The organism is Methylophilus sp. E2MeOHC9 (genome assembly GCF_058744375.1).
Genome location: NZ_CP196024.1, coordinates 1318567 through 1339513 on the forward strand (window position 1 = coordinate 1318567; position 20947 = coordinate 1339513).

Genomic DNA, 20947 nt, shown 5'->3' on the forward strand with positions numbered 1-20947 from the left:
CAAATCGGAAGCGAGGGAATTGTTTACAGTAAATTTGCTTATTTTTTACGCAGTTTGATATGTGTATCAATCAGTTGCAGCGCGTTATGCCGGAATAGTGTGCCTTCGGTATCCTTGACCCACATATGCAACAGGCCTGAGAAAAACAAATGCGTATCCAGCGCCAGTTCGCCAGCCGTTAGCTGCGTGCCCACTTGCCCCAGCTCTTGTGCTTTGGCGTAGGCCTGTTCTAATTTGTAGATTAATCCGCTGCAATTGCCTAAAATAGATTTGAGTACATCGGCGAATTCATCTACATATTCGCACTTGGTCATCATCACTTCATAAGTCTCGCGGGTGGTTAAATCCTCAGCTAGCATTTGAATGGTGTTTTCCAGATGTTTACGTATGCGGCCCAGAGGGTCGAAGCTGCCGCCGTCAGGATTACCTAATAGGGTATCTTCCATGCGGTCTATCAGCGGGAGGTAAACCTCTTCGCGCATGGCATGGAATAACTCTGCCTTATTGGCAAAGTGCCAGTAAACGGCACCACGTGTGACGCCAGCGTGAGTAGCGATGTGCTCCAGGCTGGTGCGGCTTACCCCTTTTAGCAGGAACACTTCACGTGCAGCGCTGACGATGCGTTGACGGGTAATTGCGGCGTCTTCTTTGGTTTTTCGTACCATGCTAAAGCGTCACTCCATAATATAAAAAATAATTGTTGTTTGGTTGCGGACTACAACACAGGCAAATATGAATTTTTTGCGTAACCCATTTACATACATCCATGTTTGTATATAATATACATCCAAGATTGTATGTAATCAAGTTTATTTTGAAAATTTTTAAGGGATAACATGTTGATTTCACAGAGTATCCAACCTCATCGTGCACTGATTGTGCTGGCTTTGGGTGTTGTATTAAGTGCTTGCGGAAAATCTTCCAACGAACAAGGGCCTGCCGCTGGCGGCATGCCAGCCATGCCGGTCAGTGTGCAATCGGTCACTGCAGAAACAGTGCCTATCCAGACGGAAGTGGTCGCACAAACTGAAGGTGCCAAGCAGATTGAAGTGCGCCCACGCGTAGGTGGGATCGTGCTGAAACGTTTGTATCAGGAAGGCGAATCAGTCAAGGCTGGCCAGGATATGTTCCTGATCGACCCGATGCCGTTCCAGTTACAAGTGGATCAGGCACGCGCCATGATCGCCCAGCAAAAAGCCAGGATAGACCAGACTGCACGCGAAGCACAGCGCCTGAAAGGCTTGCTGGAGACTAAATCGATCAGCCAGCGTGAGTTTGATAATGCCACTTCTGATAATTCAGTGGCGACAGCGACCATGATGCAATACCAGGCGCAACTGCGTGAAGCCGAGCTGAATTTATCTTATACACATGTAAAAGCGCCGGAAAGCGGTATTGCCGGACGTTTCGTACTCTCTGAAGGTGCGCTGGCTAGTGCCAATACCACTTTGCTGAGCACCATCGTACAGGTGTCGCCGATCTGGGTGCGTTTCAGTTTGTCAGAGTCTGACTTGATCAGCCTGGGCGGTCATTTGCGTCCAGGTAAAGTACAGGATATCCGTTTGATCCTGGGCGATAACACTGAGTATCCGTTGTCAGGAAAAATCAACTTTTCTGCCAGCCAGATCGACCCGGCATTAGGGACGCAACAGTTGCGTGCTGAGTTCCAGAATCCGGACAGCGCATTATTGCCAGGTCAATTTGTCCGCGTACGTTTGACGACCGGTAAGCGTGATGGCGTGTTCCTGATCCCGCAAACCGCGGTGTTGACCGGCCAGCAAGGCAAGTTCGTGTTTGTGGCTGAAAAAGATAAAGAAGGCAAAACCGTTGCCGGTGTCAGACCGATTGTGGCTGGCGGCTGGTTTGGCGAACGCTGGAGCGTGCTGGAAGGCCTGAAAGCCGGAGATCAGGTGATTCTTGATAATCTGATCAAAGTACGTCCGGGCGCACCCGTTGCACCGCACGCACCTGATGCTGCACCAACAGCAGGCCAGCCAGCAGCCGAAAAAGCTAAGTCTTAAGCAGGTTTCATCAGGTTTTTAGTACCAGATATCATGTTATTTACGGCCTGAGCACCTTTTGTTCAGGCCGATTTCAGGAAAAACGATATGACCCGATTTTTTATCACACGCCCGATTTTTGCTAGCGTGCTGTCTATCATCATCGTGTTGGCAGGGTTGGCAGCGGCATTTAAATTGCCGATTGCACAGTATCCGCAGATTGCGCCGCCAACCGTACTGATCACAGCGACTTACCCTGGCGCCAGTGCCGAGACACTGTCTAAAACCGTGGCTGCCCCGATTGAAGAGCAGTTGAGCGGGGTGGAAAACCTGCTTTACTTTAACTCAAGCTCAGACAGTAGCGGCACGCTGACCATCACCGCGACTTTTGACATCGGTACCGATGTCGACCAGGCAACGTTTAACGTCAGTAACCGCGTGAATATCGCCTTGCCGAGGCTGCCGGAAGATGTGCGCAGGACCGGTGTGGTGGTGCAAAAACGTTCCAACGATATTCTGCTGGTGGTGATGCTGATCTCCAGCAAAAAAGAACATGACCGTTTGTTCTTGAGTAACTACGCCACGCTGAATGTGCTGGATGAATTCAAGCGTATCAAAGGCGTGGGCGATGTCACCATTTTTGGTGGCCAGGATTACTCCATGCGTATCTGGTTGCGTCCTGACCGCATGGCGCAGCTGGGTGTTTCAACCAGTGATATTTCTGCCGCCATCAATGCACAGAACGCGCAATATGCGGCAGGTAAGATAGGCGCCGAACCGGCACTGCCTAGCCAGCAATTATCATTCACGGTGACAGCCAAAGGGCGTTTGATCGAGCCTGAAGAATTTGGCAACATCATTATCCGTGCGCAAGGCCCGAACGGTGTACTGCGCCTGAAAGATGTCGCACGGATTGAACTGGGTGCACAGACTTACAACGTGGCTTCTGCGCTGAATGGTCAGCCAGGTGTCGCGCTGCCTATCTTCCTGCAAACCGGTGCCAACGCGCTGGAAACGGCTGAAGCGATCAAGGCGAAAGTGGATGAGTTGAAAGCCAAGTTCCCTGAGGGCATGGATTACAACATTCCTTACGATACCAGCGACTTCGTGAAAGCGACTATTGAAGAGGTGTTCCACACCTTTGGTGAAGCCTTGCTGCTGGTGGTGCTGGTGGTGTTCCTATTCCTGCAAAGCTGGCGCGCGACGTTGATTCCGATGATCGCGGTACCTATTTCTATCGTCGGTACCTTTGCCGGGTTATACCTGTTTGGTTTCTCTATCAACCTGTTGACCATGTTCGCGATGATTCTCGCCATTGGTATTGTGGTCGATGATGCGATTGTGGTGCTGGAAAACACCGAACGCTTGATGAAGGAAGAAAACCTTAATCCTCTGCAAGCGGCGATCAAATCGATTGCCCAGGTACAGGCAGCGGTGGTGGCGATTGTGCTGGTGCTGTGTGCGGTTTTCGTGCCGGTGGCTTTCCAGGGTGGTATCGCCGGTGAACTGTATAGGCAGTTCGCGGTGACGGTTGCCATCTCTGTGGTGATCTCGGGTGTAGTGGCGTTGACGCTGACACCAGCCCTGTGCGCCATGATCCTGAAAAACAGCCATCATGAAAACAGTTTCTTCAGGGCGTTTAACCGTGGCTTTGGCCGTTTAACCAACTGGTACACCGGTACGGTGAACCTGACCCTGCATCATAAAATCATTGGTGCGGTGGTGTTTGGTGGCATGGTGATCGTCATGATTTTCCTGTTCCGTGCCGTACCAGGTGGCTTTGTACCGCCAGAAGATCAGGGTTATGTGATCAGTATCGTCGTCATGCCAGATGGTGCGACGCTGAAACGCACTTCACAAACTGTGGAAAATATACGCGCGACCATCGCCAAAGACCCTGCTACCGCGCATGAATTTGCGGTGAACGGTTTTGAACTGCTGACCGGTGCGAATAAAACCAACGCCGGTACCATGTTTGTGCGTATGACAGACTGGGATAAACGGACCACCAATGCTGACCAGATGGTAGGCAAATTGATTGGTGTGGGTATGAGCCAGCCGGATGGTATGGGCTTTGCGGTGAACCCGCCAGCGATCCGTGGTTTGGGTTCTGCCGGTGGTTTTGAGGTGTATGTACAAGCCCACGGCGATACTGATGCCATCAAGCTGGCGCAAGTCATGAATAACTTTATGGATGCCATGCGCGCTAGCCCGCAATTGACCGGTATCAACAGTTTCTTCCGCCCGACTGTACCTCAGTTGTTTATTGAGGTGGATGAAGCCAAGGCCTTGTCACAAAATGTGAAGATCGCTGATATTTATGCCACTTTGCAAAGCACCATGGGTTCGCTGTATGTGAACGACTTTAACCGTAGTGGCCGTACTTATCGCGTCCAGTTGCAAGCCGAAGCCGCTTATCGGATGAAGCCGGAAGATTTGGGCAAAGTGTATGTGCGTAGCCAGCCGACCGCAGACAGCCCGGATGGCAATATGGTCCCGATGTCTGCTTTGGCCAAGGTCAGCAATATTGTAGGTGCTGAACAACTTGAGCGTTACAACGGCCTGCTGTCTGCCAAAGTATTTGGTAGCGGTGCGCCTGGTGTGAGTTCGGGTGATGCCATCAAACTGGTGGAAAAAATCGCCAGGGAAAACCTGCCGGATGGCTACCAGATTGCCTGGACTGGCCAGGCTTACCAGGAAAACCGTACCGGTTCTGCCGCATTGGTTGCCTTTGGTTTTGCGACCATTATGGTGTTCCTGATTCTGGCAGCACAGTTTGAAACCTGGGCATTGCCACTGGCTGTGATTATGGCGATTCCGTTTGCGATGACAGGCGCGTTGATTGCCGTGCTGACACGTGGCATGAATAACGACATTTACTTCCAGATCGGGCTAATTACCCTGATCGGGCTGGCGGCGAAGAACGCGATTCTGATTGTGGAATTCGCCTCGCAGAAAATGGAAGAAGGGATGCCGTTGGCCGAAGCTGCACTGGAAGCTGCCCGTTTACGTTTCAGGCCTATCGTGATGACGTCCATGGCATTTATGCTGGGGATTCTGCCACTGGTGTTTGCGACAGGGGCTGGTGCGGCAGCGCGTCAGTCTATGGGTACCGGCGTGTTTGGCGGTATGTTGCTGGCGACCTTTATTGCCACCATTTTTATCCCGCTGTTCTTTACCTGGCTGACCAACGAGAAAAAAGTGCGTCACCACGGTCATATTGAAGAAGAGGAATCGGTATGAAACCGACAATGAAATTGAGTTTAAAACCATTGCAACAGTCGCTACTGTTAGGGCTGGTCACCATGTCACTGGCTGGTTGCCAGGTGCTGGGGCCATTTTATTCACGGCCTGAACCGGTCGTACCTGCGGAATATACCAGCGGCCAAGCGGGGCAACTGACCCAGGAACAGCAACTGGCATTACAACAATGGTGGACATTGTTTAATGACAGCAAGCTCAACCAGCTGGTCGATACCGCGCTGGCAAAAAACAACAACCTGCAATCCGCCGTAGCCCGCATCGAAGAAGCCGACGCGTTTGCACGTGAAAGTGGTGCCAGTTTGTTGCCTACTGTTACAGGTACTGGTTCCGGCATTCGTAACCGGGTGACCGAATCCGGGATTTTCCCGGTGTTTGGTGATAACCCGCGTAAAACCTACAAAATTGGTTTGAACGGTAGTTATGAGCTGGATTTCTGGGGCAAACTGCGCCGGGGCAATGAGGCTGCACGTGCACAATTGCTGGCGACCCGTTATGCGAAAGAGGCTGTCACCTGGTCACTTTCCAGCCTGGTGACCAACAACTACCTGATGATACGCAGCCTGGACGGACAGTTGCTGGTTAACCAGCAAAACCTGAAAACAGCACAGGAAAGCCTGGATCTGGCCAAGCGCCGGGTTGAGGGTGGTGTTTCCACCATTCTCGATGCACACCAAGCTGAACTGGTCGTGACCACATTGCAAACGCAGGCGCTGGAACTGAAAAGGCAGCGTGCTTTAAGTGAGCATCAGCTGGGTTTGTTAACCACAGACCTGGGCTTGAGGATCCCGGCCGGTGATCTGATGGCGATGCCGCAACCACTGACACCGCCTACCGGTTTGCCTTCAGCGCTGATGGAAGCCAGGCCGGATGTACGCCAGGCTGAGCAAGCCATGATTGCGGCGAATGCCAATATCGGCGTGGCACGTGCCGCGTTCTACCCGAGTATTGCGCTGACGACCACTTATGGCGGTGAAAGTATCGCGCTGAATAACTTGCTGAAATCGCCAGCACGTGTCTGGTCATTGGGCCTGGATATCAACCTGCCGATTTTCAACGGCGGACGTCTGAAAGCACGTGAAGATCAGGCCACTGCGCAACAAAAGCAAACATTGGCAAGTTATCAAAGCACCTTGCAAACCGCCTTTACTGAAGTCAGCGATGCGCTGGTGAATACCAGCCAGTATCGTGAACAGGAAACACTGGCGCAGTCCAAGGAAAAAACTACGGCGAATATCCTGACAGTGGCACAAAATCGCTATCAGGCCGGTTATACCAGCTATCTGGAAGTACTGGATGCGCAACGTAACCATAACGAAGCGACGCAAGCGATGGTGCAAAGCCGCCAGAACACCCTGATCGCCACCGTAGATTTATTCAAGGCCTTAGGTGGTGGCTGGAAACCTGAAAGCGTGAAACAGGAAGAGTATTACAAAAAGTAATTGTTTGATTACCTGCCTGTAAAACCGGGATAGCATGCGAGTGCTATCCCGGTTTTTTATTGCCTGTTTCCGCAAGAGCCAAGCTCGACTCAGAAGGCGCCATGCATAACCTTTGCATCAACTATCCATGCTCAAGCCCGGTCAATATGGCTGGGCAAATGCATCAACAGTTTGATTAGCTCAGGCTGGCGGTTAGTGGCGGTTTTCTGGTAGATCGATTGCAGTTGTTTGCGGATAGTGTCTTCTTTTTTACCTAAGGATTCCGCGATTTCAATCACTGCATAGCCTTCGGCCAGCATCGCGGCAATCTTGCATTCAGCGGGTGTAAGGCCGAAAGCGGCACCAAGCAAGGTCGTATCGACCGGCGCGGTAGATTGTGGCAAGTAAAGAGCCAGCAACTTCTCGGCTTGCCCGCACTGGTTTTGCGCCTGTAAATTCAATACTTTGTATGGATGGTTGGCGCCATTTTCATGTTGTCTATTTTTAATATCCTGTTCAATCGCTGCGCACTCATCAAGAAACTGCGCTAACGCGCATTCCGGCATGCATAGATATTCCTCATTGATTGAAACCAGCCCGGTAGTCGCAAGCAGATGTTGCGCGGCATCATTGGTGAGTACCACTTTGCCGGTGATGGTGGTTAAGATCACTGGCTGTTTCAGTTTATTGATAAGGGTGTGCCCGATCAGCGCCTGGGTGGAATAGATAAAGTGGCTGGTATTGATCCTCACTGCGCGATGTAAATGCGGCAGTAATTGGTGGATCAGCTGGATTGCTTCCCCGGACAGCGGACCTTGCTCTGGGCCGCGCAGGCAAGCGATAGAAAACGAAATGTCATCATTTTCGATCACTTTCAATGCCGTGAGGTAGCGTACGCCATAAGGTAGCAAAAATGCCTGGTAAAACTCACTGTTGGCGACATAGTGATCGTCAAACACTTCGTGGTCATGAAAGCATGCCATGGATGGCAGAATACTCCAGTGCTTGCTGCGCGGATCAATAAATTGGTATTTCTGCAAATAGCTCAGTTCGCTATCCACAGGCAAATTCGAACCGCTACTAAACGACATGGTGCCGTGATGTTTATCAATGGCAAAAGCATGCACGACTTTGCAGTCTAGCGCCGCTCGCAACGCTATAAATACCTGGTCCCACAGGCTAGCGTCATGAATGGTGTCGTAAATCAGGTGAACCAGACGCTCGTAATTTTGTGAGGGTAAATCCATTTCTTTTCCTGTGATCATGGGATTCAGTGAGTAACGTTCCTGATGTCGCCGGGAACATTCTCAATTCTGTTTTCAATGGATTTAATCATACTTTGTTTACATTAAATAACATATGTATTGTTTGGTATGATATTTAAGTAGCGGTGCAGCACTCTCATAAGAACGTTGTGTATGGGTAAAAGAGACCAAAAATGTGCCATCGTGCAATCGGCCTCACTGTCAGGCCTTTATGAACTCTTATTTCCAGGGGCATGGTTTCACGCCGCTAGTGATATCTGATCAAATGGAAAAGCGGCCAAACAGTCTCTTTTTCTAGAGGTGGTGCCGTTTCTGGCAAGAAAAGTATTGCTGAGGACTGTATATCTGCAGATTCAACTTGGCTATGGCAGCAATAGGGAATAACCCGACATGATGGAGCTGCCTATCGCTTCCATTGATGGTGATTTATTGATCGAATTGCACTTTGCATTATCATGACGGTATGTCTGATATTTCCTCTTCTCCCTCTCTCACTCGTATTGCGTTCGCCAGCTTTATTGGCACTGCCATAGAGTTTTATGATTTTTATATTTATGCCATGGCGGCAGCACTGGTGATCGGGCAAGTGTTCTTCCCCACCAGCGACCCTGCTGCGCAGTCCTTAAATGCATTCCTTACTTTTGGCCTGGCATTCATCGCCCGTCCCTTGGGCGCAATGTTGTTTGGTCACTTTGGCGATAAAGTCGGGCGCAAGTCCACGCTGGCGGCTTCATTGCTGGTCATGGGCGCTTCTACCTTTTTGATTGGATTATTGCCGGGATACGACACGATGGGTTTGTGGGCACCGGTATTGCTCTGTGTGCTGCGTTTTGGTCAAGGCATAGGGCTAGGCGGGGAATGGGCTGGGGCAGCGTTATTGGCAACGGAATATGCGCCCGAAGGTAAACGGAGCTGGTATGGCATGTTTCCGCAACTTGGGCCTTCAATAGGCTTTTTGCTGGCGACGCTGACTTTTCTGGCGTTAAGCCTGAGTTTGACTGACGCGCAGTTCGTACAATGGGGATGGCGGGTGCCCTTTATTATCAGTGCCGCCTTGGTGCTGGTGGGCTTGTATGTCAGGTTCAAATTGGCTGAAACCCCGGTATTTGCAAAAGCGCAATCTGCACATCATTTGCACCGCTGGCCACTTAAAACATTGTTATTGCAACATGGCCGCGCCATTGTACTTGGTGCTTTGGCGATGAGTGTGTGCTACCACCTGTTTTATACCGCGACGGTGTTTTGCCTGAGTTATGGCACGCAGGCATTACATATTTCGCGGCCTGTCTTTCTTGGTCTGTTATGTGTGGCGGTGCTAGGTATGACAATGGCGACTCCGCTGGCAGCCTGGTGGGCTGACCGTGCCGGCCGACGGCCGGTATTGCTGGTTGGTCAGTTACTGGCGTTAGTGCTTGGCTTTGCTTTGGCGCCCATGATAGGGAGTGGGCAACTACTCTTGATTGCATTGTTTTTGTTTCTGGCCCTGTTTCTAATGGGCGTGACATTTGCACCCATGGGCGCATTTTTACCTGAGCAATTCCCGGTAGCCGTGCGTTACAGTGGCGCCGGATTGGCTTACCAGTTAGGAGGCATTCTTGGCGCCTCTTTTGCCCCGGCCATCGCACAGTTTCTGGTGCAACAGGGCGGTTTGACCTGGGTAGGGTGGTATATGTCGGTGATGGCTGCGATCAGTGCCTGGGCGGTCTGGCAAATAAAGCCACAAAAGATTACGCATGACTGAAGGTTTGCCTGAGCAGGTATAATGCAACTTTTTATAGCAAAGCCATTTGAGTATGTTCATCCATCCGGGGTTTAACCCTATTGCGTTGCAAATCGGCAGTTTTGGTATCCACTGGTATGGCCTCATGTACCTGGTGGGGTTCTTTGGCGGCTTGTGGTTAGGCCAGTACCAGGTCAAGCGCCTGCTAAAGATAGACCCTAACTCACCCTGGCAGCACAAAGACCCTGACGACATGCTGTTTTATATTGCGCTGGGTGTGGTGCTGGGTGGTCGCTTGGGCTATGTGCTGTTCTATCAGCCGCTGTATTTCTTGCAGCACCCGCTGGAGATTTTCGCCTTATGGCAAGGTGGCATGTCTTTTCATGGTGGCTTTATCGGCGTGATGGTGGCGATGGCCTTGTTTGCACGCAAGCGTGGCGTGATCTGGTTGCAACTAATGGATTTTGTCGCCCCGCTCGTACCGATTGGCTTAGGCGCAGGCCGCCTGGGTAACTTTATCAATGGCGAATTATGGGGCAGGCCGACACAGTCAGACTGGGGCATGGTGTTCCCGCAAGTGGACGCATTGGCACGTCATCCTTCACAGCTGTATGAATTTGCGCTGGAAGGCATCGCGATGTTTCTGATCTTGTGGATTTTTTCCGGTAAAAAACGTCCGATAGGCGCGGTCTCGGCCGTATTTTTGCTGAGTTACGGCAGTTTCCGTTTCCTGGTCGAATTCACGCGGGAACCGGACAGTTTCCTCGGCTTGTTGTCATTAGGTTTGAGCATGGGCCAATGGCTGTGCATCCCCATGATACTGGTCGGCCTGGCCATGCTGCGCTGGGCTTACCGCAAAACTTGATTTCAAGCCCCGGGTTGCGTCGCCAGTTCAAGCGTATTCAGCCAGGCGATGGCATAGTCCCGGCTTTGCTGCGGCGTGCCACACATTTCCAGGCTAGGTTGCAGGCCACCACAAAACGCCGGGCGTTCCGGTTTGCCAAATAATTTACAACCATAGCGTTCATCCAGCTGAATGCAGGGAACACCGGCCGGTTTTCCATCGGGCATGCCGGGGATAGCGCTGGTAATCGAAGGGGCGATGCAGCAGGCCCCACATTGTGGACGGCAATCCATAGGTTTAAACATCCACCCACGGATAACCCAATGCGGTCACGCCAGCCTTTAAGTGAAGCATGGCCTGTTTCACCAAAGTGCTTTCACCTTTCATCCCTACTTCAGTGGTCCGGCGCTGATTGGTCCGTGGCAAACTGAACAGCTTCAACATGGGGTACTGCGCCAGCATCTGGTTCATCAAATCAATCAGGTCACTTTCACCTGCTTCAGTCACTACAATCGCTTGTTCCAGATAATCCAGCGTATGAAATAAATGGCTGTAATGCGTATCCAACACCCATTCGATCATCGGGTGGGCCATTTCAGGAAATCCAGGCACAAAATAATGCTGGTTAATACTGAACCCTGCCACGCGGTTAATCGGGTTGGGGATTAATTCGCAGCCTTGGGGGAAATCAGCCATCAACACCCGTTTTGGGTAGGCGCCGTCACCATATTGCGCTTCTATATTAGCCACTGCCCCAACGTGCCGCTCAATCGGCACGCCTGCAGCCTCTGCGGCGCATTGCCGGGTGTGGTCATCCGGTGTGGCACCTATGCCGCCAAAACTGAATACCACCTCGCCGCGTGCCATACTTGCTTTGAGATGGCTGGTGATCTGATCGGGAATATCAGAGATAAAGTAAGCCCAGCTTAATGGCAGCCCGCGCGCAGATAGCAATGAAATGACTTTGCTCAGATGCGCATCCTGACGTTTGCCGGACAGGATCTCGTCGCCAATGATGTAGATACCGAAAGACTGCATGCTGAGTGAGTATGTTGAAGAAATAAAAACCTATTATACCGTTGGCCGCGCTTGATATTGGATCATTGCAGAATGAGGGATATTCGCGGACCAAATTCCCTAATCTAATAGGCTCAAAATAAAATGGCGATGACTTTTCAGTCATCGCCATGTTTGTTTTATACCTTGTGCTAAAAGTCAGCTGGCAAGCATTAGCCTTTTCGCAATGCGCGCGACAGGAAAATCAGGAAAATAGCACCCACGGTCGCTACTACAATGCTACCGATCAAACCGCCGCTGGCACTCAAGCCCAGCAAACCGAACAGCCAGCTACCTACAACAGCACCTGCAATACCTAAAATCAAATCCCAGATCAGGCCGTAGCCATCACCCTTCATAATCAAACCCGCCAGCCAGCCAGCAATAATGCCAATTACGATGGTCCAGATCATATTCATTTCCTCATTGTTGTTATCAAATGTTTGAGTCGCAATGTTAATAGCTACCTCATGCTTAATCTGTCAGAGCATGTAGGAAAAACTTGTCAGAAAAGACTGATACTGATTTCCGGAAAACTTATTTTTTCAAGCCAACCAGCACAAAGCCTGCGCCGGCAATAATCAGAATCACACTGAGGGCTTGGGGGATTGCCACATCTTTAGTGATATCGGCACTGGCTTCCAGTGAACCGATTTTTGCGACAGTCTCTTTGCTTTCGTAACTGAACCCTTTGTAGATAAGACCGGCAGAGCCAAGTGCAATCAGGATAATGCCGATGATGATGGATGATTTCATGATGGTGTCGCTCCCTGTTCAGTTGAATGAAACATTACCTTAACATAGGCTTAATCTTAATGTGCACTTTCCCAGTTGTTGCCCATGCCGACTTCGGCTAATAGCGGCACATCCAGCTTGGCAACGCTTTCCATCAGCAGCGGTAATTGTTGTTTCACCAGTGCTAGTTCTGCATCTGGCACTTCCAGCACCAGCTCATCGTGTACCTGCATAATCAGCTTGGTCTGCAGTTTTTCCTCAGTCAGCCATTTATCCACGGCAATCATGGCCAGTTTGATCAGGTCTGCAGCGGTGCCTTGCATTGGGGCATTAATGGCGGCACGTTCTGCACCTGCCCGGCGATTGCCATTGGCACTGTTGATTTCGGGCACCCATAATCTGCGGCCAAAAATGGTTTCGACATAACCTTGCTGTTTGGCGAGTTCGCGCGTCTCGCTCATATACTGGCGCACGCCTGGGTAGCGGGCAAAGTAGCGTTCAATGTAACTTTGCGCGGCGCTGCGTTCGATATTCAGGTTTTGCGCAAGGCCGAATGCGCTCATGCCATAAATCAGGCCGAAGTTGATCACCTTGGCATAGCGGCGTTGTTCATTATCGACGCTGGTTTTATCGACACCGAATATTTCGGCGGCAGTGGCGCGGTGGATATCTTCATTATTGGCAAAGGCGCTGAGCATGCCGGCATCCTGCGAGAGATGCGCCATGATGCGCAATTCGATCTGTGAATAATCGGCTGACACGATATGGTTACCGGGTGCGGCGATAAACGCTTCACGGATACGGCGGCCCTCAGCCGTACGCACCGGGATATTTTGCAGGTTGGGGTCGCTGCTTGCCAAACGCCCGGTGATCGCCACCGCCTGGTTGTAATTGGTATGTACGCGCCCGGTAGCCGGGTTGATCATTTTCGGCAATTTGTCGGTATAGGTCGATTTCAGTTTGGCCAGGCCGCGGTATTCCAACAGCACTTTAGGCAGCGGATGATCCAGTGCCAATTCTTGCAACACATCTTCATCGGTAGAAGGCACGCCGGAAGGCGTTTTCTTTAATGGCTTGATGCCCAGTTTGCCAAACAGGATTTCCTGTAATTGTTTCGGGCTGCCCAGGTTGAATGGCTGCCCGGCCAGTTCATACGCCTGTTTTTCCAGTTCCATCAGGCGCAGGCCGATTTCATTGCTCTGGCGGCTGAGCATATGGCTATCGATCAGTACGCCGTGACGTTCCATACGCTGTAATGCCAGCATGCTCGGCATTTCGATCTGCTGGTAGATAAAGTCCAGCTTGGATGATTCTGCCACTTGCGGATAGAGTGCGCCATGGAGTTGCAAGGTGATATCGGCATCTTCTGCCGAATATTCGGTGGCCTGTTCCACTGTCACCTGGTTAAAACCTACCTGTTTGGCACCTTTGCCGGCCACCGCCTCGAAAGGGATAGGCGTAATGCCTAAATGGCGCTCACTCAGTTCGTCCATGCCGTGGCCTTTATGGCTCTCAAATACGTAGGATTGCAGCAGGGTATCGTGGGCGACACCTCGTAACTGTATGCCGTGATTAGCCAGTACATGCATATCATATTTCAGGTTTTGCCCGACTTTTTTGATGGCCGGGTTTTCCAGGATAGGTTTCAGTTTCTCAAGCGTTGCATTTAATGGTAACTGAAAAGGTGCATCAAAGTAATCATGCGTGAGCGGCACATAGGCAGCCTCGCCGGGCGTGACACTAAAGGACACGCCGACGATTTTTGCTTGTAACGGGTCCAGCGAAGTGGTTTCAGTATCGAAGCACACCAGCGCTGCCTGTTGCAGCTTTGTTAACCACTGATCCAGATCAGCGTCCGTGAAAATCGCCTGGTACTGGCGGCGGGTGTCAGGGATGTAGTCTGTTTTGATCGCGGCTGGTGCTGAAGGAGTGGATGGGGAGGGCGTAGCAGGCGAGCCATCCGCCAGCTTATCCAGCTCGCGTTTCCAGGTGCGAAATTCGAAGTGGTCAAATAAAGAATGGAGTTTTTCTTTATCTGGTGTCTGTTGAATCAGGTCATCAAATTTTTCGCATACACCGACGTCGCAGCGGATAGTGATCAACTCACGTGCGGTTGGTAACCAGGGCAGGGCTTTGCGCAGGTTATCGCCTACCACGCCTTTGATGTTGTCGGCATTGGCGACAATATTATCCAGTGTACCGTATTCTTTTAGCCACTTTACCGCGGTTTTAGGGCCGACTTTTTCCACGCCAGGCACGTTATCCGAGGTATCGCCAACCAGCACTAAATAATCAATGATTTTGTCGGGCGGGATACCAAATTTGTTTTCCACGCCTGCAACATCCAGCACATCATCGGTTTTACGGAAAGCATCGCGCATGGTGTTGACGACAGTGATATGCGCATTGACCAGCTGTGTGATGTCTTTGTCGCCGGTGGAAATAATGGTTTTGATGCCTTCTTTTTCTGCCTGCTTGGCTAATGCACCGATCACATCATCTGCTTCTACGCCTTCTTCAATGATCAGCGGCCAGCCCATGGCGCGTATGGTCTCGTATAAAGGCTCGATCTGCACCCGCAAATCATCCGGCATGCTGACGCGGTTGGCTTTGTATTCTGGATACAAATCATCGCGGAAAGTCTTGCCCTTGGCGTCGAACACACAGGCGCTGTAATCGGATGGGTAGTCTTTATGCAGTCGGCGCAGCATATTCAGCACGCCCTGAATGGCCCCGACCGGCTCATTGGCTGAGTTGCGCAAATCAGGCATGGCGTGAAAGGCGCGGTAAAGGTAACTGGAGCCGTCTACCAGAAGCAGGGTCTTCATTATTTAGTTCTCAAGGGTTAAATGGACTTATGCAATCGCTAAAGTCAAAAACATTTCAAAGGCGTATTTTACGCAATTCAAAGCCACTTCATGTACACTAATTTTGTTTGTAATTTGAAGGACTGATGTATGAACAACCAAAAGCTGCCCAGCATGGTGGAGCCTGAATTGCTCAATGGTGCTGATGCCAGCCATGAATCCTGGCATGCGTTCGAGATTATGGCCGAGTTTGTGGGTGCCACCGAAAATCTCAAGGCGATTATGCCTGCCGTATCCATTTTTGGCAGTGCGCGCACCAAGCCCGACCATCCTTACTATCAACAGACAGAAGAAATCGCGCGATTACTCTCTGATTCCGGCTTTAGCGTACTTTCTGGCGGCGGCCCGGGCATTATGGAAGCCGCCAATAAAGGCGCTTTTCCCGGGCGTGGTGCCAGTGTGGGCTTGAATATCAGGCTGCCATTTGAGCAGCATGGCAACCCGTACCAGGATATAGGCATCAGCTTCAAATATTTTTTCATGCGCAAAGTGATGTTCGTCAAATATGCCAGCGCATTTGTGGTGATGCCGGGCGGTTTTGGCACGCTGGATGAATTGATGGAAGCCATCACGCTGGTGCAAACCGGCAAAACACGCAAATTGCCTATCATCCTGGTTGGCAGCCAGTATTGGTCAGGCCTGGTGGATTGGCTGCGCAATACGCTGGTGGCGGAAGGTATGGCGTCAGAGGCCGATCTTGACCTGATTCAACTGATTGATGAGCCGCAAGCAATTGTGGATGCCATATTCAAGCATTATGAAACAACCGGTTTTGAGCTTACCCCTGCTGAACGCAAGCTGCAGCTTTATTTATAAGGGTTTTTTCACTGAAAATGACTTCTGTACGCACCGCGCCAGGCCATTTGATTGATTAATATATTTATTTCGCGGTTATTGTGATTGCAGGTGTCGCCTAGAGGCGGCTTTTTGCTAGAATAGCAATCACTGATTAAGGAGTTCTCCATGCGTGACTTTCCCCGTTTCTTGCTTGCTCTTGTAGGTATTGCCGGTATCGTACTGCCGGTATGGGCAGCGGCCCCTGGCAATGCAGAATTGCTGGAGGAAGTCCCTTCTCCGCCCAAAATCATTGAAGGCCAGCCGATAGACCAGCCTACTATTTCCAAGCGCAAAGATGGCGAAAATGAGCTTGAGGAGTACAGTATTAATGGCGACGTCTACATGGTTAAAGTGACGCCACCTAGCGGCAAACCTTATTATTTGCATCGCGAAGACCGCAATGGCGATTGGGTCAATGATGGCCCGACCCGTCCGCTCTCCGTGCCTAAATGGACACTGTTCCGATTCTAATCCTAATCTTTGAGGTCTGCCCGAAATGGGCGGGCCTGTAAATCACATGTCTGTTTTTACCACCCTGAGTTTGGAAGAGGTACGCGAGTGGCTGGCGCCGTTTAGTATTGGCGAATTGCAGACGCTGCGCGGTATCGCTGCCGGTATCACCAATACCAATTATTTTGTAGAAACCACGCAGGCACGTTTTGTGCTGACGGTATTCGAAAAAAATGATTTTGATGAACTGCCTTATTTTGAGCATTTGCTGGCGCACCTGTCACGGCATGGCGTGTTATGCCCAAGGCCGATTGCAGATACCAATGGCGTCGCGCTCCACCGCATTCACGGTAAGCCTGCCTTGATGGTCAGCTGCCTCAACGGCAGCGACGTCAGCCATCCCAACCTGGTGCAGATTGAGGCAGTGGCACACACCCTGGCGCGTATGCACCTTGCCGGGCTGGATTTTAATGAGCAGTCGCACAACCAGCGCGGGCAAGGCTGGCGGGCAATGACAGCCCAGCAAGTCATGCCCAAACTCGCACCAGTGCAGCAGCATTTGTTAAAGGAAGAGCTTGATTTTCAGCATGGCCTGGATTTATCCGGGTTGCCGCACGGCGTGATTCATGGCGATCTGTTCCGTGATAATGTGCTGTTTGATGGCGACGCCCTGGGCGGCTTTATTGATTTTTACTATGCCTGTTACGATGTGCTGGCTTATGACGTCGCCATTGCTGTCAATGAGTGGTGCGCAGACGCCAATGGCGCTTTTGTCGATGAAAAACTGGCTGTATTTATGAATGCCTATCAGTCGGTGCGTGCCTTTACGCCCACCGAAAAAACACATTGGCCTGCACTCTTGCGCCGGGCTGCCTTGCGTTTCTGGTTATCGCGCCTGTATGATTTTCACTATCCAGTCGCGGGCGAACTAACGCATGCCAAGGACCCGGCACATTTTGAGCGGGTGCTGCTTAACCGTAAAGCTTTAACGTAAAAAAGATAAAAAAAGGGAAAGTCATGACAGAAACCGGAACCCAACAGGGCCTGCGCTGGGTGCGTGAGAGTCTTGCCTTGTTTAAAACGCAGCCACATGTCTGGATGCTTTGGTCACTGGCCTATATTGTCATTTTCAGGGTATTGCCTTCGCTGGATAAGATACTGGCATTGCTTTCTGTCGTGATCTGGCCGGCGTGTATGGCCTTTATCGTCATGCTGTACCGGCAGATGGATTTGCAGGGAGAGATTCATCCGCGGGTCGTGTGGCAGCAGTTGCAGGCACACTTTAAAACATTGACATTGCTTGGCCTGAGTTGCCTGATTTATGCATTATTGGCGACTTACCTGCTCGGCAGCGAATTGGCAGCTTTGGTCGCACATGCGCCTACCAAGGCTGGTATGACAGAGTCGCAGATGACACAGTTTCTCGAGGGCACCCTGTCGTTTATCGTCAAACTGCTGCTGTTACTTTTGCCATTGTTCATTGCCACCTGGTTTTCACCCATGTTAATCGCCCTGAATGGCTACGATTTGCCAAAAGCCATCAAATCCAGCATTGCAGGCATGTTGCAATACATTGTCCCCATGATCATCTCATGGGTGGTGATGACACTGGGTATGCTGATCGTGATGCTGGGCCTGGGTCTGGTGATCGGTATTCTGGGTGCTTTGATTCCAATGCTGGCGGAGTTGCTGATGCCGTTGCTGGTGTTTGGCGCGTTACTGGTGATTAATGCCTTGATGTTTGCCTTCCAATACATCAGTTACAAAGACGTGTTCAGGGCTGCGACTGTGGTTCAGTAGCGATTTTCTTCTGTTAGTCATACAATAAAAAACGCCTGCATTGAGCAGGCGTTTTGTGTTTTAAGCGATGCGCTTTTTAAATCAATTCAAGCTCAAGCAATCGTTTTCTTTTGAGCGCGACGACGCATCAAGCCAGTCACTCCCAGGCCTGCCAACAACAAGCTGATGCTTTCTGGTTCAGGAACAGCGCTGGCTGTATAGGTCACGTTATCCACTGTATAAACGCCATAGGCAGATTTATATACCACTTTATCCACCAGCCCATTGAAACCACTGGCAAAGTAGGTCGGGGTGTCACTTAAGCTGCTAAAAATGGCTGATTCAAAAACCAGGGTATTGTTTTTATATAGCAAATATTGGACTGTATCGGGATCACCAAGCTCATCTGTTTCAGGGTCAGCAACTGGTTCTCCAAAACCAGATAAAAACGAGCCATTGAACACAAAGGCTGTTGCAGAAGTGATGCTGTTTGCTGATACGTCAACAAAAGCTCTGGTTAATCCGGATGCCGGAGTGAATGGGTTTTCATCAACTGTGTCAAAATAAGTCCAGCCAGTCCAGGTTAAACCTTGATAGTTAGCCGGTAAAGCACCTGCGCCCGTCAGATCATCAAAGGTTATCACTGTGGCAGATGCTGCAGATGCTGCGTTGGCAGCGCCTAAAAACGCTAATGCGGCCATCCATTTTTTCATTTTCTGACTCCTCAAATGCAATCCGGTTAAGGGTTTGCTTCTAGCTTATTATTAAATATTGTTTCTAGAATACTAAATCAAATTCAAACTCACAATAGTACGTTTGGGTAATGCTAGGTAAATCTTTTGTCAATGGGGATTGGCTATTTTTTCCTTTAAACACCCGTTAAAACAATCTATCGCGTGGCGGGTGAGTATTTAACGCCTGCTTTAAACTGCAAGACATTAGCTTTTAGCATTGGCTTTGTTTATTTCGGCCAATAACCCTTTAAGTATAGATTGATCTTCGGGCGCTAATTTTCGGAGATCAGCCTCTAAATTTCCACCAGCAAGCAGCTGGATCCGTTCGAGATGTTGCATGGCTTCAGTATGTCTGTGCCGCAGTTCGAGCAAGGTCACGTAGTGCAAGCTGGGCATACGTAGTGGAATAAAATGAATCGCACTTTCAACAATCTTTAATTGCACATCTGACTGCGCCATATTTGGGCGCATATAAGTGGCCAATACCAATTCAGCGTAAGGTGCCAGCAATGTATATTCACTCACCCAGATCATCTCTTCTACAAATGCCTGCTTTTGTGAATCAGACATATCGGCCTGACTGGCAACAGTAATCTGGGTTTCCAGTTTCCGATAACCGAGTTGCATCACATACAACTGATACCCCCCGTAAACCAACACAGCAATAAGAGAAAACTTGAGTAATTGTTGTGCTGAACGAGATAACCGGCGCAGGTCCAGGCTGGCGGTCTCTCCCATGCCGAGCAAAAAAGCGCATATGCCTAAAAACGGTGTGTACCATAATGGATATTCCAGCATGCTGTGTGCGCCAATGATTGCCAGCACGCCAAGCAGCCACCATGATTCCCAGGTGAGTGCGTTTCGTTTGAAAAAACCATAAATCCAGATGGCCAGGCCTAGCAATACCATCACTCCGGCAAACAAGCCCATTTCAGCTAATAAATTCAGAAATAGATTATGCGCATGTTCGAAAAAGATGCGTGCCGGATTTACTATCGGGTTATCTGACATCAAATAAGTCTGCCAGCGCATTTGACCTGCGCCTATCCCCAGCCATGGCGACTGGCTAAACAGGGCGAGGCTGGTATGCCAGAACTGCCAGCGTAATGAGGCTGATGGCGTACCCATCGTCTCCATTGTTCGCATGATAGGTGTCTGAATCAATGCTTGCGGCAGAAAAGTTGTCAGGAGTATTTGTAACAGAAAGAAAAGTGGCAGTAGAAGCAGGCTGATGTGAAGCAGTTGTTTGGCAGAGGACGTCTCCTTTGCTTGATGCCGGAGTCCCATATAGATTAAAAAGTTCAGCAATGCGATGATGGCTAAATAAAGTACAGAACTGCGTGAGCCAGAAAACGACAATAGGGTTAAGCCTGCCAGTAAACCCATCGCCAGCGTTTTAAACCGGATCTGTTTTTGGGTATATAAATACATCAATGAAACAATGGCCAGGCTTATAAAGTCTGAAAATTGATTGGTTTGAGCAAGCATGCCATAGCTTTGAAGGGTGGGGATGGGCAACTGCCATCCCAGCCGTTGCAGGATTTGTAGAACAAAAAAGCTGGCATTTATTGCCGCCGCAATCACCACAGCCTTGGCGAGAGTGCCTGCTATTTTCCCTGCACTCAGATGTATGCTCAAGTGGTGACCCAGGATCGTTAACAAGCAGGCCCATAACAGATACAGTTGAATCAATAAGTTATGTTGAGGTGAAAGCTGGGGCTGGCTCATTAACTGCAGGTTGCAGATGAGTAATAGCCCTGCAAAAACGAGCCCGATTCTGGGCATTTGCATGGCTTGCAAGTAGCGAGGATTCAGTAGTCCTAGCAATGCCAGTAGCCCGAAAGCAGCTGCCAGCCACTCCCCATAAAATGTCGCAATCGGAACATCGTGGTAGGCAATGATAAACGGCAGGCTAAACATCATTGCCATCAAGTACAGGCTGGCCTGTGGAGATGTCACTCTAAGTGCAAGCCGTTTT

The 20947-nt window shown here is 50.3% G+C and carries 18 protein-coding genes; 9 read left to right on the plus strand and 9 right to left on the minus strand.

The features are described from left to right. Positions 1 to 38: 38 nt before the first annotated feature. Entirely contained in the window at positions 39 to 665 is a 627-nt protein-coding gene (locus tag ACSSVF_RS06360) for a TetR family transcriptional regulator (RefSeq protein WP_492406073.1), read from the minus strand. 171 nt (positions 666 to 836) lie between these two features. Between ACSSVF_RS06360 and ACSSVF_RS06365 the strand changes: the two genes are divergently transcribed. The 3 genes from ACSSVF_RS06365 to ACSSVF_RS06375 all read left to right on the plus strand — a co-directional run bounded on the left by ACSSVF_RS06365 (position 837) and on the right by ACSSVF_RS06375 (position 6703). After that, positions 837 to 2021: an efflux RND transporter periplasmic adaptor subunit gene (locus tag ACSSVF_RS06365; RefSeq protein ID WP_492406074.1), complete on the plus strand. Its 1185-nt coding sequence runs from the start codon at positions 837 to 839 to the stop codon at positions 2019 to 2021. Between the two features lie 87 nt (positions 2022 to 2108). Further along, positions 2109 to 5243 (plus strand): efflux RND transporter permease subunit, encoded by a 3135-nt coding sequence (locus ACSSVF_RS06370; protein ID WP_492406075.1) that lies wholly within the window; start codon positions 2109 to 2111, stop codon positions 5241 to 5243. Next, positions 5240 to 6703 carry an efflux transporter outer membrane subunit gene (locus ACSSVF_RS06375; protein ID WP_492406076.1) on the plus strand — a complete coding sequence of 488 codons (1464 nt, stop codon included), beginning with the start codon at positions 5240 to 5242 and terminating at the stop codon, positions 6701 to 6703. Before ACSSVF_RS06370 ends, ACSSVF_RS06375 begins: the two co-directional genes overlap by 4 nt. 131 nt (positions 6704 to 6834) lie before the next feature. On the opposite strand, the gene ACSSVF_RS06380 is transcribed toward ACSSVF_RS06375, so the two are convergent. Then, positions 6835 to 7929 carry a helix-turn-helix transcriptional regulator gene (locus ACSSVF_RS06380; RefSeq protein ID WP_492406077.1) on the minus strand — a complete coding sequence of 365 codons (1095 nt, stop codon included), beginning with the start codon at positions 7927 to 7929 and terminating at the stop codon, positions 6835 to 6837. A 481-nt stretch (positions 7930 to 8410) separates the two neighbouring features. Here ACSSVF_RS06380 and ACSSVF_RS06385 point away from each other — a divergent pair, with 481 nt between their 5' ends. Together ACSSVF_RS06385 and lgt are read left to right on the plus strand one after the other, a co-directional pair. After that, complete coding sequence (locus ACSSVF_RS06385) at positions 8411 to 9688, plus strand: MFS transporter (protein ID WP_492406078.1); 1278 nt, start codon at positions 8411 to 8413, stop codon at positions 9686 to 9688. A gap of 52 nt (positions 9689 to 9740) precedes the next feature. Beyond that, positions 9741 to 10532, plus strand: a complete 792-nt coding sequence (gene lgt, locus ACSSVF_RS06390; RefSeq protein ID WP_492406079.1) for a prolipoprotein diacylglyceryl transferase — start codon at positions 9741 to 9743, stop codon at positions 10530 to 10532. Positions 10533 to 10534: 2 nt separating this feature from the next. On the opposite strand, the gene ACSSVF_RS06395 is transcribed toward lgt, so the two are convergent. From ACSSVF_RS06395 to polA, 5 genes are all read right to left on the minus strand, one after another. Beyond that, positions 10535 to 10804 carry a YkgJ family cysteine cluster protein gene (locus ACSSVF_RS06395; protein ID WP_492406316.1) on the minus strand — a complete coding sequence of 90 codons (270 nt, stop codon included), beginning with the start codon at positions 10802 to 10804 and terminating at the stop codon, positions 10535 to 10537. A 4-nt stretch (positions 10805 to 10808) separates the two neighbouring features. Beyond that, positions 10809 to 11549 carry a competence/damage-inducible protein A gene (locus tag ACSSVF_RS06400; RefSeq protein WP_492406080.1) on the minus strand — a complete coding sequence of 247 codons (741 nt, stop codon included), beginning with the start codon at positions 11547 to 11549 and terminating at the stop codon, positions 10809 to 10811. Positions 11550 to 11740: 191 nt separating this feature from the next. Beyond that, positions 11741 to 11980 (minus strand): GlsB/YeaQ/YmgE family stress response membrane protein, encoded by a 240-nt coding sequence (locus tag ACSSVF_RS06405; RefSeq protein WP_492406081.1) that lies wholly within the window; start codon positions 11978 to 11980, stop codon positions 11741 to 11743. A gap of 124 nt (positions 11981 to 12104) precedes the next feature. After that, positions 12105 to 12323, minus strand: coding sequence for a hypothetical protein (locus tag ACSSVF_RS06410; protein WP_492406082.1), 219 nt, complete (start codon positions 12321 to 12323; stop codon positions 12105 to 12107). Positions 12324 to 12379: 56 nt separating this feature from the next. Beyond that, a complete protein-coding gene (gene polA / locus ACSSVF_RS06415; RefSeq protein ID WP_492406083.1) occupies positions 12380 to 15130 on the minus strand; it encodes a DNA polymerase I in 2751 nt (916 codons plus the stop codon). Positions 15131 to 15259: 129 nt separating this feature from the next. On the opposite strand from polA, the gene ACSSVF_RS06420 reads away from it, so the two are divergent. From ACSSVF_RS06420 to ACSSVF_RS06435, 4 genes are all read left to right on the plus strand, one after another. Next, positions 15260 to 15985: an LOG family protein gene (locus ACSSVF_RS06420; RefSeq protein ID WP_492406084.1), complete on the plus strand. Its 726-nt coding sequence runs from the start codon at positions 15260 to 15262 to the stop codon at positions 15983 to 15985. Between the two features lie 147 nt (positions 15986 to 16132). After that, positions 16133 to 16477 carry a DUF2782 domain-containing protein gene (locus tag ACSSVF_RS06425; RefSeq protein ID WP_492406085.1) on the plus strand — a complete coding sequence of 115 codons (345 nt, stop codon included), beginning with the start codon at positions 16133 to 16135 and terminating at the stop codon, positions 16475 to 16477. 46 nt (positions 16478 to 16523) lie between these two features. After that, positions 16524 to 17450 (plus strand): homoserine kinase, encoded by a 927-nt coding sequence (locus ACSSVF_RS06430; RefSeq protein ID WP_492406086.1) that lies wholly within the window; start codon positions 16524 to 16526, stop codon positions 17448 to 17450. 23 nt (positions 17451 to 17473) lie between these two features. Continuing rightward, positions 17474 to 18256, plus strand: coding sequence for a BPSS1780 family membrane protein (locus ACSSVF_RS06435; RefSeq protein WP_492406087.1), 783 nt, complete (start codon positions 17474 to 17476; stop codon positions 18254 to 18256). Positions 18257 to 18348: 92 nt separating this feature from the next. Here ACSSVF_RS06435 and ACSSVF_RS06440 read toward each other — a convergent pair whose 3' ends face one another. Both ACSSVF_RS06440 and ACSSVF_RS06445 read right to left on the minus strand, forming a co-directional pair. Continuing rightward, a complete protein-coding gene (locus ACSSVF_RS06440) occupies positions 18349 to 18948 on the minus strand; it encodes a PEP-CTERM sorting domain-containing protein (RefSeq protein WP_492406088.1) in 600 nt (199 codons plus the stop codon). 225 nt (positions 18949 to 19173) lie between these two features. Next, the gene (locus ACSSVF_RS06445; protein ID WP_492406089.1) at positions 19174 to 20898 is read right to left on the minus strand and encodes a PglL family O-oligosaccharyltransferase; all 1725 of its coding nucleotides are present in this window, start codon (positions 20896 to 20898) and stop codon (positions 19174 to 19176) included. Positions 20899 to 20947: the final 49 nt, after the last annotated feature.